We start from the raw sequence: 11,655 nt of genomic DNA, 5'->3' as shown, positions 1-11,655 counted from the left end.
CAACAAAATAAACTGATGAATAAAAGTTTTAATCAAATGAAATTATATATAAGTTTACTACTAGTATGTGTAATGAGTATCTGTATAACTACAGATATTCATGCGCAACAAGATCCTCAGTACACACAATACATGTACAATACCATGAATGTGAATCCAGCTTATGCAGGATCTAGAGGTCATACTGTAATTACTGCTTTAGGAAGAATGCAGTGGGTTGGTTTTGAAGGAGCGCCAAATACTCAAAACTTATCTTATGATACACCTTTAGGCTATTCTGGTTTAGGGTTAGGAGTGAATTTGATGAATGATCAAATAGGACCTTCTAGTGAGATATATTTAGATGCGAATGTATCGTACAACATCCAAACAGGAGAAGAAGGTAATTTAGCTTTTGGTTTGCGTTTAGGAGGAAGGTTGTTGAACATCGATTGGTCTAAAGGAACGTATAAGGATAATGAAGTTGTATTTCAAGATAATATAAATAAGTTTTTGCCAACAGTAGGAGCAGGTATTTATTATCATCAACCACAATGGTATGTCGGATTGTCTGTTCCAAATATTTTAAGAATGGAACATTACGATGCTGAAACTCCAGGAGAAGTAGCAGTTGAAAGAATGCACTTTTTCTTAATAGCAGGATATGTTTTTGATATAAATGAAGACTTAAAGTTTAAACCAGCAGCTTTATTAAAAGGAGTTTCAGGAGCACCTTTATCATTAGATATTTCAGCAAATTTATTATTTAATGAAAAGTTCAGAATAGGAGCATCTTGGAGGTGGGATGATTCTGTAAGTGCGCTTTTAGGTTTCCAAGCAACTGAATCGCTATTAATAGGATATTCATATGATTTAACAACGTCAAATTACAATGTAACAAATTCAGGAACACATGAAATAATGTTACAATACGAGATATTACAAGATATTAGATATAGATCCCCTAGATTCTTTTAAAAAATTGAAAAATATGAATTTTAAAAAAGTACTAGCATCATTTTTATTGATGTTGGCAGTAAGCAGTTTTGCACAAAGTAGAAAAGTAGCTGATCGATATTATGATGAATTTTCTTATGTCCAATCAGCAAAATTATATAAAGATTTACTTCTTAAAAAAGGTGATAGTTCTAAGCATGTATTAAGCCGCTTAGCCGATTCATATTACAACAACGCAGATACTGAAGAAGCTGAAATATGGTATAAAAAATTAGTAGCAAATTATAAAAACGAAATAGACGATAAATATTTATTTAAATATGCACAAGTTTTAAGAAGTAATGGTAAGTATGAAAAGTCAGATTCTATTTTTTTAAAGCTTACTGAAAATCAAAAGGGGAATTTAAACGAAGAATTAAACAGAGAAGGATATTTACAAGATTATTCTAAGCAAGAAAAGAGGATAGGAATAAGAAACTTGGCAATAAACACTCCTTTTTCAGATTTTGGAGGATTTTTATTAAACGGAAAATCATACTATTCATCTTCTGCTCCAAGTGGAGATAAAAGAGAGAATATTTATAAGTGGAACAACCAACCATTTTTAAATATTTATAAGGCTGAAGAAGATATTCAAACATTAGAAGGAAGAGAACAAGATACCGTACTGGTACTAGCAAAAAGCCAAAAATTAGAAGCGCCAATATCTTCTGAATTGCATGAATCTACTCCAGTATTTACGAAAGATGGAAAAACAATTTATTTTACCAGAAATAATTCAGACGGTAAAAGAGCTAGAAAGAGTAAAAAGAATACTTCTAACTTAAAAATATATAAGGCTAGCTATATAAACGGATATTGGGTAAATGTTAAAGAATTACCGTTTAACAATGACGAATATTCTACAGGGCATCCAGCATTAAGTCCAGATGAAAAAACATTGTACTTTGTTTCTAACATGCCTGGTGGTTATGGAGATTCAGATATTTATAAAGTTGAAATTAAAGGAAAAGACGATTACGGAACACCTGTTAATTTAGGAAGTACAATTAATACATCAGAAAAAGAAGTTTTTCCTTATGTAGGAAGTGACAATGTGCTGTATTTTTCATCAAACGGACATTTAGGCTTAGGTCTTTTAGATGTTTTTCAATCAAAAATAAATGAAGATGGTACTTTATCTTCACCAGAAAATTTAGGATACCCTTTTAATAGTAAGAAAGACGATTTTTCATTTTTTATAAGTGAAGATGGTAAAAGAGGATTTTTTTCATCAAATAGAGATAAAGGAAAAGGAGATGACGATATTTATAGTTTCTTTATTTATACAGATCCTCCTGTTTGTACTCAAATAGTAGAAGGTGTTATCCGTGCAAAGAATACTAACGAGATTATTGAAGCTGCTGTTGTAAAACTAATAGATAAAAATAAAGAAATTGTAGCAGAGGTGATTTCTGATGTTAATGGTAAATATGTTTTTAAAGAAGTTCCTTGTAATAACACTTATACAGTTACAGCAACAAAGCTAGATCATCGAGCAGGAAAAAATAAGGTAGCTACCTTAGGTAAACGAAACGAGGTGATTAAAACGAATATCGAGTTAACTCCGTTAATTGTTGGTGAGCAAATTGTGATTAATCCTATCTATTTTGATTTTGATAAGTCAATTATTAGAGAAGATGCAGAATACGAGTTAGAAAACATTGTTACTGTTATGACGAATCATCCTGAATTAGTAATTAAAATTGAATCTCATACTGATAGCAGAGGACCTAGAGAATATAACAGAATGTTATCTGACAAAAGAGCGAAATCAACCAGAGATTATATCTTATCTAGAGGAATAGCTAAAGACAGAATTGAAAGTGCTATAGGTTATGGAGAAGACAAACCTTTAAATGATTGTGTTGATGGAAAAAAATGTACCGAAGAAGAATATCAATTAAATAGACGTTCTTACTTCTACATAGTCAAAGGAGGAGAAGATATCGAAAAGAGACAGAAAATAGAGGAAAGAAAAACAAGGAGAAGAATATCTACAAGAAAGAGTAATTTCTTAGAATACTTGAGAAAAAATTTTAAAAGGCCAAATAATTCAAGACCTGAAAGTAGAAAATGTTACAAAGAAAAAGACGAAAATTGTGAAGCAACACAAAAAGAAGGTAAAGTGAATTATAAGAGATAATTAAAGATTTTAAAAAGTAAGATTAATAAACGAAGAAAGTCCCTTAAAAAAGGGGCTTTTTTTATTTATGGTATAATATTCTAGTGAAAATTAAGTTATAGGTGTACATTAACTTATTATATCATTATTATTTATTATGAAAAAACTATTTATCCCCCTAGCGTTATTAGCTTTGACGATGACGTCGTGTGTATCAAAAAAGAAGTATGTAGAGTTAGAGCAAAAGTACAATGATACTAGAGGTAACTTGCAAAAAACAACTCTAGAAAAAGAGGAATTAGAAGCAAAGTTTGCTAAGATTGAGCAAAGAGTTGATAACTACAACCAAAAAATTAACTCGTTAAAAAATGTAAACGAGTCGCTGCAAGAAGAAAATAATGTAAAGTTAGATATGGTTGGTAATACAGCTGTAATTTCTAACACTATGAAAGAAAAAATGAGAGAGACACTTAAAAATGTCGATCCAGCAGAACTAGCTAATGCAAAAACATTAAAAGACTCGATGAATGTTGCAGTAGCTTATAACCTTAAAAAGTCAATTAACTCTTCAGAATTAGAAAATGATGAAGATGTAAATATTGACATTGATCAAACAGTTGTGATGATTTCTGTATCAGATAAAATGTTATTCAATACAGCTAGTTATAGAGTTAAGAATAATGCTCACAAACTAATAAAAAAATTGGCTGACATAATCAATTCTGAACCTAGTATGGATGTTATGATTGAAGGACATACAGATGCTAGATCATATAACTCAGGTGTATTACAAGATAACTGGGATTTAAGTGTAAAAAGAGCAACATCTATTGTTCGTCTTTTAGAGAAAAAATATGGAGTTGATCCAAGTAGATTAATTGCTTCTGGTAGAGGTAGTGCAGTTCCTTTAGTAGAGAATAACTCAGCTAAAAATAGAGCAAGAAATAGGAGAACAAGAATTGTAATCTTACCTAATTTAGATAAGTTCTTTGGTTTAATGGCTAAAGAAGAAACTATCAAACCTTAATTACATTGTATACAAGCAAAAAACCAGCACTATGCTGGTTTTTTGCTTATTTAAAGTGACTTTATAAAATTAAAGTGTCTTACAATATATTAACCCAATCTATTAATTAAATTATGAAAAAACTACTGATTTTAACATTTGGAATCCTTTTTATGATTTCATGTACAGACAAAAAGAAAAAAGAAGACGAAAAGAAAGTTGAAACCGCTATTCAAAAAATAGATTCTATAGAAAAGAATCTTGAAGAAGGTATGGATAAGCTAAACGAAGCAGCAGAGAAGGTAGAAGAGCAGTTACAAGAGTTAGATAGTATATAAACTAAAAATATGATTACAATGAAAAACATAAAAATTATAGTATCTATTGTAATGTTTTTTGCATTCATAGGTACACAACAAGTAGTAGCACAAGGTCAAGGAAAAGACAAGAGCACAGAGGTTAAGCAAAAAGGAAAGGATAAAGCTAATGAAGCAAAAGAAGAATTAGAGCAAGAAGTTAAAGAAAAGAAAAACAATAAAGCTCAAGAAAAAAAAGAGAAGAAAAATAAAAGAGAAGAGCTTGACCAAAAAACCCAAAAAGAGTACAAAGGAAAAGGGAATGCTTACGGTCGTGATAAAAATGGAATGAGCGGAAGAGAGTTTGGTCAAATGAGATCAAACGAAGCTAAAGAAAAAATAGAAGAGCAAGAGCGAAATATTCGTGAAAGTGAAGATATTTTAAGAAGAGGAAGAGAAAGAGTAAAAAATGCGAACGATAGAATTAAAGAATCTAGAGAGAAGAAAGAAATAACCGAAGAAGAAGTTAAGGTTAAAGAAGAGGTAATTCGTAAAACCAATGAAAGACTTAGTGAGTTGAGTAAAAAAATTGAAGAGCAAAAGGAAAAAGTGAAAAAAGATAAAGAAGCTTTAAGTAAAATACTTTTTCCTAAAGAGGATAAATAATCGCTCTTAGGAGTATTGCAAACAAAAAAAGCAACCTTAGTAGGTTGCTTTTTTGTTTATGGTATATTTAAATACTTATGTGTTTGTAAGGATATTTTCCATTTCGGATTTTCCATTATATAATCAATAATTTGTGGAGTCATTTTTTCTTTTTTACTCCATTCGGGTTGTAAAAATAACTTACACTTTTCACCAACTTTAGCAGCTTGTTCTTCTGCAAACTGAAAATCATTTTTGTTATGAATAATCATTTTCAATTCATCAGCCTCTTGGTAAGCACGCTCTAATGGTAATTTCGTTTTTTTAGGAGATAAACAAAACCAATCCCAAACTCCAGAAAAATTATAAGCTCCAGAGGTTTCAATATGTGTTTTAATACCTTCTTTTTGTAATTGTTGGGTAATATGATCTAAACTCCACATTAAAGGTTCTCCACCTGTAATTACTACAGTTTCGGCATATTTTTTAGCATTTTCAACAATGACATCTGTTTTTGTAGGCGGATGTAAATTAGCATCCCAACTTTCTTTCACATCACACCAGTGGCAACCAACATCGCAACCACCAATACGAATAAAATATGCAGCAGTACCTGTATGCGCACCTTCTCCCTGAATTGTATAAAATTCTTCCATTAACGGAAGCATTTCTCCCGTATTAATTAACTCTTGTACTTCTTTTTTCAACATAAGGGTGCAAAGATAGGCAACATTAAAATTTAATGAATGATTTTTGTTACTTTTACGTGTTTTTATCACAAAAAAGTTCAAAAAAGAATGAGTAAAACCGAAGAGTTTTTCAAGTACATCAACGAAGGATATACCACTAAAGGAGAGTTTATTACGTTAGGGGCAGGAATGCTAGGTGAAGAAACCGTAACCAATGCCTTGGTAAATATTCCCTTAAAAACGTTAAATCGTCACGGATTAATAGCTGGTGCAACAGGAACAGGAAAGACAAAAACCTTACAAGTATTGGCAGAAAACATGTCAGAAAAAGGGATTCCTGTATTGTTGATGGATGTGAAAGGAGATTTGAGTGGATTAGCACAACCGAGTCCGGGGCATGCAAAGATTGATGAACGTCATGAAAAAATCGGGATACCATTTACACCAACAAAATTTCCAATAGAAATTTTATCTATTTCTGAACAAGATGGTGTACGTTTACGCGCTACAGTTTCTGAGTTCGGACCTGTTTTATTGTCTCGAATTTTAGATTTAACTGAAACACAATCTGGTATTGTAGCCATCATTTTTAAATACTGTGACGACCATCAGTTACCGTTGTTAGATTTAAAAGATTTCAAGAAAATCCTTCAATATATAACCAATGAAGGAAAAGAGGAAATTCAAGGAGAATACGGACGAATTTCTACGGCAAGTACAGGAGCAATTCTTAGAAAAATAGTAGAGATAGAGCAACAAGGAGGTGACTTATTCTTTGGAGAAAAATCGTTTGATGTTGATGATTTAACTCGTATTGATGAAAACGGACGAGGTGTTATTTCTGTGTTACGTTTAACCGATATTCAAGATCGACCAAAGTTGTTTTCAACCTTTATGTTACAGTTGTTAGCAGAGGTATACGAAACTTTTCCTGAGCAAGGAGATAGTGGTCGACCTGAACTAGTTATTTTCATAGACGAAGCTCATTTAGTGTTTGATGAAGCCTCAAAAGCACTTTTAAGCCAGATAGAAAGTATTGTAAAGTTAATTCGTTCAAAAGGAATTGGATTGTACTTTGTAACGCAAAATCCGAAGGATGTTCCAGAAGATGTGTTAGCACAATTAGGAATGAAAATTCAACATGCTCTACGTGCATTTACGGCAAAAGATAGGAAAGCAATTAAATTGGCTGCTGAAAACTATCCAGATTCAGAATACTATGATACTAAAGAAGTGTTAACGCAGTTAGGTATTGGGGAAGCATTGGTTTCGGTATTGAATGAAAAAGGAATTCCAACTCCGTTAGCAAGAACGATGTTACGCGCTCCGATGAGTAGGATGGATGTGTTAACAGAAAAGGAAATTAAGCAAGTATTAGACAACTCTAGATTAATTCCTAAGTACAATGATACTCTAGATAGAGAAAGTGCTTATGAAATGCTAAACAAGAAAATTGAAAAGATAAATAAAGAAGAGGAAGCAGTAGCAAAAAGAGAAGAGGAGGAGAAGACGAGAAGGAGAACTTCTTCAACCCGAACTAGCACGCGTATGAATCCAGTAGTAAAGGTATTAACCAGTGCTACATTTATAAGAGCTGCTTTCGGAATTTTAAAAAAAGTACTAAAATAACAAATAGGAAAAATAGACGTTTTAAATATAAAAGAAGAACAATGAGAACATTAATGAAACCTTTAGTAATTGCTGTAATGGCAGTAGTATTTGTACAATGCGGTAATAGTAAGTTTGATATTGCTAAAGGAAAAGTAGGGGAATTAACTACAAAAACAACGGTGCAAGAAATTGAAGGTATTTTCAAGCAAGATTCAATAGTAAAAGTTTTAAGTGAAGGAGCTAAAGGAGATAATCTTTTTCAAGAAGATGACAAATATTTAGTGTACGAAAAAGGAGGAAAGCATTTGTTAACTATTACTCCTAAAGAGCAGTTAGACTCTACTTCAACAATTAAGAGTATCGAAATTTTTGATGAGCGTTTTAAGACAAAATCTGGAGTAAATATTAAATCTACTTTCCAAGACATTGATGCAAATACGAAAGTAAATAAAGTAGAATCATCTTTTTCATCAGCAACGCTATTTATAGATGATTTAAACGCGACAATTACAATTGATAAAGAAGACTTAGGATTAAAAGAGTTTAGTACTCAAAAAGTAACCAAAGAACAAATTCCTGATTTAGCAAAAATTAAATCGTTTACCATTTGGTTTAACTAAAATATACGAAGCCGAAACAACTGTTTCGGCTTTTTAATTAATAATAGCTATGTAAATTTTAAAAGATGGAAGTAATAAAAATAGTATTTTTTGTATTGGGTGTTTTTTTTGGAGAAGACAGTAGAATAGGAGCAGAGAAAACAACAGTAACAGTAAATTCAAAAGAAAAAGAGGTAATAATTGTTCAAGAAGGGTTGTTTACACTTATAAAGAAAGAACAAGACAGCGTACAAGTTAATTCAGAGCTAGAGAAAATTATAGCTAGAAATTGGAGAAAAGAAATTAAGAGTTATCCGTCAAAGTCATGTACTTTTCATACTACTGAAGAGGGTAATTTAAACGCAAAAATTATACTGAAGTATCCTTCTGAAAATGTATTAAGAGATTTTGCTTTAGATTTTAATAAAGAAGCAAAAGAGTTCTCTTTAATTAATATTCCTGATTGGAATGTTGAAACAGAAGATGGAGCATTAAAAGGAAATTATTGGCGATTTAGTGCAGACGACAGTTTTACTTTTGTTGTTACTCCTTTTAAAAACATGTCCGAACAGCTTATAAGTGCTAAAAGAAATCTTAGACCAATTTTAGAAGCTAAGGAGTCAAAATAAAACAAAATGAATAAAAAATATACAATTCAAAAAAGTCCCTTTGTAGTGCCAACTACCGACGGAAAATTAATCGAAGAACATTTTGGAAATGCTACCGATGGAAATTCAAATGTGAGTATTGCACACATGATAGCGCCTCCAGGTTGGAGTGAGCCTTTTCAAACACCAGAATTTGAAGAATTCACGTATATTATTAAAGGAAAAAAACAATTCAATATCGATGGAGAAATTGTTGTGCTAGAAGCAGGACAGTCTATTAAAATTGAAAAAAATACACGTATTCAATATTCTAATCCTTTCACAGAACCTTGTGAGTATTTAGCCGTTTGTTTACCAGCTTTCTCAATGGGGTTGGTGCATCGTGAAGATAGTTAACAACACTCCTAAAATAATAGCTGCAAACTTTTTGTAGTTGAATTTGTGGTTTTCAGTACTTTCAAAAAGGATAATAGTTGAAATATGTAAAAACACTCCGATAATTAACGCAGTAATTTCAGTGTTATACTCCATTATTACAGGTATTTTATCAGCCACTAAAATTCCTAGTGGACTCATTAACGCAAATACCGTTAAAAAGAAAAAGATTATTTTTTTCGAATAGTTAGCGTGTAATAAAAAAGTGGTTAATACAATAGCAATTGGAATTTTATGTACAATGATTGCCCACAATAAATTATCATCAGCATGATGAATTGGTAGTCCTTCAGAAAACGCATGAATACATAAACTTAGAAACAGCATCCAAGGGAATTCAGAAGAATTTGAATGTAAATGAATATGTCCGTGTTCAGCACCTTTAGAAAATGATTCTAATATCGATTGTACAATGATTCCTACAAGAATTAAAATACCTACTAATTTAGTATCATCAGTATGATGGTATACTTCTGGTAATAAATGTAAAATAGTAACAGAAAGAAGGTAAGCACCACTAAAAGCTAATAACAAACGAACGAAGTTATTGCTTGGTTTTATCATAAAAACTAATAAAACACCTACTAAAACAGCTGAAATTAATAAGAAGTAACTCATTTAGCAACGATAATTAAACGATCAGAAGATTGTGAATTGAATTTATTCAGGCTATAGTCGCCAAAAATATGTATTACTTGCAAATTCACTTTATCAAAGTACGATTGCAATTTTTCTAAGGTTAAAAACTTTACGCGTTCGGTATACAAATGTGATTTTTCTTCCGCAGTAAAAGAAATGTGTTTTAAGATGAATCCGTCTTTGATTTCTTTTTTAATATTGAATTCAATATCATCAATAGTCTTTGTTTCTTCTTTTACCAGTGTGTTTTTTACTTTTTCAACATTTAAAAAGTCTAAAACAAAAACACCGTCTTCTTTTAATCCGTTTTTAATACTTCTTAAAACAGCAATGTCTTCATTGTCATCTTCAAAATAACCAAAACTAGTAAATAGATTAAATACGGCGTCGTATTTATTTTCTATAGGTTTTCGCATATCCCAAACCTCAAAATGAAGCGTATCATTTTCAAATTGTTTGGCGTGTTCAATACTCTTTTCGCTCAAATCACCACCTACGACATCGTAACCTAATGAGTTTAAATAAACTGCATGACGCCCTTTTCCGCATGGTAAATCAGCAATCTTACTCGATTTTGGTAATTGTAAAAAAGAAGTAATGTTTCGCATAAAAAACTGAGCGTCGGCATCGTTTCTATGCTTGTATAAAATATGATAGTATGGTGTGTTAAACCAAGAAGTAAACCAATCTGTTGTTGAATTCATAACTCTAAGGTCTGCAAAAATACATAAAACTTACGTTTTTTGTATTCAAAGTAGAAAAGATTGATAACAACCCAAAATTAGCTGTACTTTTGCAGTGAAATTTTACAGTTACATGGAAAAAGATTTTAAAATGACCGCCGTTACCATGGCAGGTTTAGAAGGGGTTTTAGCAGACGAATTACGTCAGTTAGGAGCAATGGAAGTGAAAGAAGGGATAAGAAGTGTTGCTTTTAGAGGTGATAAGGGCTTTATGTATAAAGCCAACATTGCGTTGCGTACTGCTATTCGTATCTTAAAACCAATTAAACGCAGTAAAATTTATGATGAAGAAGATTTATACGAAGCGATTCAGCGTGTAAAATGGGAACGTTTTTTAGATGTTGACGGAACATTTGCTATCGGAGCGGTAGTAAATTCGAATAATTTCACGTCTAATTCACATTATATCAGTTTGAAATCGAAGGATGCTATTGCTGATTATTTTATGCATAAGTATAAAAAGCGTCCGAATGTAGATTTAAAATATCCTGATGTTAAGATTCATATTCATATTCATAAAGAATGGCTGACTATTTCGTTAGATTCTTCGGGAGAATCGTTACACAAGCGTGGATATCGTAGCGCTACGAATATTGCACCGATTAATGAGGTACTAGCAGCAGGGTTAATTTTACTTTCAGGATATAAAGGAGAAGAAAACTTTATCGATCCGATGTGTGGTTCTGGTACTATTTTGATAGAAGCTGCGATGATTGCGAATCAAATTCCAGCAAACATTAATCGTAAACATTTTGCTTTTGAAAACTGGAACGATTATGATGAAGATTTATACTTCATTATTCAAGATTCATTATTGAAGAAAATACGAAGCTCACACTTTAAAATTATGGGCTTCGATAAAGCGCCATCGGCAGTTAGAAAAGCGCAGCAAAATATTATCAATGCTAATTTGGATGAGTTTATAGGAGTACATCACGTAAACTTTTTCAATTCCAAAAAAGAAGTATTTGGTAAAACTACAATTTTGTTCAATCCGCCTTATGGAGAGCGTTTAAATATTGATGAAGAAGAGTTTTACAGAAAAATAGGAGATACGCTAAAGAACAATTACCCTAATTCAACAGCTTGGTTAATTACGTCGGATATTCAAGCATTAAAGTTTGTAGGATTACGAACATCGAAAAGAATTCCGTTGAAAAATGCCGATTTAGATTGTCGTTTTGTAAAGTATGAGCTATATGAAGGTAGTAAGAAAGAAAAAAAGAATTCTTCATTTAACGATGAGGAAGAATAAAAATAAAACTCCGCTGAAAGGCGGAGTTT

13 protein-coding genes are annotated in these 11,655 nt (G+C 31.6%); 10 read left to right on the top strand and 3 right to left on the bottom strand.

Features of this window, described 5'->3' with window-relative positions:
- The first annotated feature begins 36 nt into the window (after positions 1-36).
- The 5 genes from AC3VI6_RS00645 (at position 37) to AC3VI6_RS00625 (ending at position 5,068) form a co-directional block, all read left to right on the top strand.
- On the top strand, positions 37-957 hold the full coding sequence (locus AC3VI6_RS00645; RefSeq protein WP_497704790.1) for a PorP/SprF family type IX secretion system membrane protein: 921 nt from the start codon (positions 37-39) through the stop codon (positions 955-957).
- A 13-nt stretch (positions 958-970) separates the two neighbouring features.
- A complete protein-coding gene (locus AC3VI6_RS00640) occupies positions 971-3,121 on the top strand; it encodes an OmpA family protein (protein ID WP_497704789.1) in 2,151 nt (716 codons plus the stop codon).
- Between the two features lie 136 nt (positions 3,122-3,257).
- Positions 3,258-4,127 carry an OmpA family protein gene (locus AC3VI6_RS00635; RefSeq protein ID WP_274635184.1) on the top strand — a complete coding sequence of 290 codons (870 nt, stop codon included), beginning with the start codon at positions 3,258-3,260 and terminating at the stop codon, positions 4,125-4,127.
- A 113-nt stretch (positions 4,128-4,240) separates the two neighbouring features.
- Positions 4,241-4,444: a hypothetical protein gene (locus AC3VI6_RS00630; RefSeq protein ID WP_274635185.1), complete on the top strand. Its 204-nt coding sequence runs from the start codon at positions 4,241-4,243 to the stop codon at positions 4,442-4,444.
- Positions 4,445-4,462: 18 nt separating this feature from the next.
- Positions 4,463-5,068, top strand: a complete 606-nt coding sequence (locus tag AC3VI6_RS00625) for a hypothetical protein (protein WP_497704788.1) — start codon at positions 4,463-4,465, stop codon at positions 5,066-5,068.
- Positions 5,069-5,124: 56 nt separating this feature from the next.
- On the opposite strand, the gene AC3VI6_RS00620 is transcribed toward AC3VI6_RS00625, so the two are convergent.
- Positions 5,125-5,757 (bottom strand): 7-carboxy-7-deazaguanine synthase QueE, encoded by a 633-nt coding sequence (locus AC3VI6_RS00620; RefSeq protein ID WP_497704787.1) that lies wholly within the window; start codon positions 5,755-5,757, stop codon positions 5,125-5,127.
- Between the two features lie 87 nt (positions 5,758-5,844).
- On the opposite strand from AC3VI6_RS00620, the gene AC3VI6_RS00615 reads away from it, so the two are divergent.
- From AC3VI6_RS00615 to AC3VI6_RS00600, 4 genes are all read left to right on the top strand, one after another.
- Positions 5,845-7,365: a helicase HerA-like domain-containing protein gene (locus AC3VI6_RS00615; RefSeq protein ID WP_497704786.1), complete on the top strand. Its 1,521-nt coding sequence runs from the start codon at positions 5,845-5,847 to the stop codon at positions 7,363-7,365.
- 41 nt (positions 7,366-7,406) lie between these two features.
- Positions 7,407-7,967: a hypothetical protein gene (locus AC3VI6_RS00610; RefSeq protein ID WP_435255109.1), complete on the top strand. Its 561-nt coding sequence runs from the start codon at positions 7,407-7,409 to the stop codon at positions 7,965-7,967.
- Between the two features lie 65 nt (positions 7,968-8,032).
- Positions 8,033-8,575, top strand: a complete 543-nt coding sequence (locus AC3VI6_RS00605; RefSeq protein ID WP_497704785.1) for a hypothetical protein — start codon at positions 8,033-8,035, stop codon at positions 8,573-8,575.
- Positions 8,576-8,581: 6 nt separating this feature from the next.
- On the top strand, positions 8,582-8,950 hold the full coding sequence (locus tag AC3VI6_RS00600) for a cupin domain-containing protein (RefSeq protein ID WP_497704784.1): 369 nt from the start codon (positions 8,582-8,584) through the stop codon (positions 8,948-8,950).
- Here AC3VI6_RS00600 and AC3VI6_RS00595 read toward each other — a convergent pair.
- The gene (locus AC3VI6_RS00595; protein WP_497704783.1) at positions 8,918-9,607 is read right to left on the bottom strand and encodes a ZIP family metal transporter; all 690 of its coding nucleotides are present in this window, start codon (positions 9,605-9,607) and stop codon (positions 8,918-8,920) included. The genes AC3VI6_RS00600 and AC3VI6_RS00595 overlap by 33 nt on opposite strands.
- Positions 9,604-10,332, bottom strand: coding sequence for a class I SAM-dependent methyltransferase (locus AC3VI6_RS00590; RefSeq protein WP_497704782.1), 729 nt, complete (start codon positions 10,330-10,332; stop codon positions 9,604-9,606). The genes AC3VI6_RS00595 and AC3VI6_RS00590 overlap by 4 nt, the downstream gene beginning before the upstream one ends.
- Before the next feature lie 112 nt (positions 10,333-10,444).
- Between AC3VI6_RS00590 and AC3VI6_RS00585 the strand changes: the two genes are divergently transcribed.
- The gene (locus tag AC3VI6_RS00585) at positions 10,445-11,626 is read left to right on the top strand and encodes a THUMP domain-containing class I SAM-dependent RNA methyltransferase (RefSeq protein ID WP_497704781.1); all 1,182 of its coding nucleotides are present in this window, start codon (positions 10,445-10,447) and stop codon (positions 11,624-11,626) included.
- Positions 11,627-11,655 lie beyond the last annotated feature (29 nt).

Source organism: Tenacibaculum sp. TB-56 (genome assembly GCF_059716275.2).
The sequence above is the reverse complement of the archived record's forward strand: the minus strand, read 5'-3'. Positions and strand labels throughout refer to the sequence as shown.

Bases quoted from the DNA above. Each gene is read 5' to 3' on its own strand.
- AC3VI6_RS00645 (WP_497704790.1), top strand. From the start codon at position 37: ATGAAATTATATATAAGTTTACTACTAGTATGTGTAATGAGTATCTGT.
- AC3VI6_RS00640 (WP_497704789.1), top strand. From the start codon at position 971: ATGAATTTTAAAAAAGTACTAGCATCATTTTTATTGATGTTGGCAGTA.
- AC3VI6_RS00635 (WP_274635184.1), top strand. From the start codon at position 3,258: ATGAAAAAACTATTTATCCCCCTAGCGTTATTAGCTTTGACGATGACG.
- AC3VI6_RS00630 (WP_274635185.1), top strand. From the start codon at position 4,241: ATGAAAAAACTACTGATTTTAACATTTGGAATCCTTTTTATGATTTCA.
- AC3VI6_RS00625 (WP_497704788.1), top strand. From the start codon at position 4,463: ATGAAAAACATAAAAATTATAGTATCTATTGTAATGTTTTTTGCATTC.
- AC3VI6_RS00620 (WP_497704787.1), bottom strand. From the start codon at position 5,757: ATGTTGAAAAAAGAAGTACAAGAGTTAATTAATACGGGAGAAATGCTT.
- AC3VI6_RS00615 (WP_497704786.1), top strand. From the start codon at position 5,845: ATGAGTAAAACCGAAGAGTTTTTCAAGTACATCAACGAAGGATATACC.
- AC3VI6_RS00610 (WP_435255109.1), top strand. From the start codon at position 7,407: ATGAGAACATTAATGAAACCTTTAGTAATTGCTGTAATGGCAGTAGTA.
- AC3VI6_RS00605 (WP_497704785.1), top strand. From the start codon at position 8,033: ATGGAAGTAATAAAAATAGTATTTTTTGTATTGGGTGTTTTTTTTGGA.
- AC3VI6_RS00600 (WP_497704784.1), top strand. From the start codon at position 8,582: ATGAATAAAAAATATACAATTCAAAAAAGTCCCTTTGTAGTGCCAACT.
- AC3VI6_RS00595 (WP_497704783.1), bottom strand. From the start codon at position 9,607: ATGAGTTACTTCTTATTAATTTCAGCTGTTTTAGTAGGTGTTTTATTA.
- AC3VI6_RS00590 (WP_497704782.1), bottom strand. From the start codon at position 10,332: ATGAATTCAACAACAGATTGGTTTACTTCTTGGTTTAACACACCATAC.
- AC3VI6_RS00585 (WP_497704781.1), top strand. From the start codon at position 10,445: ATGGAAAAAGATTTTAAAATGACCGCCGTTACCATGGCAGGTTTAGAA.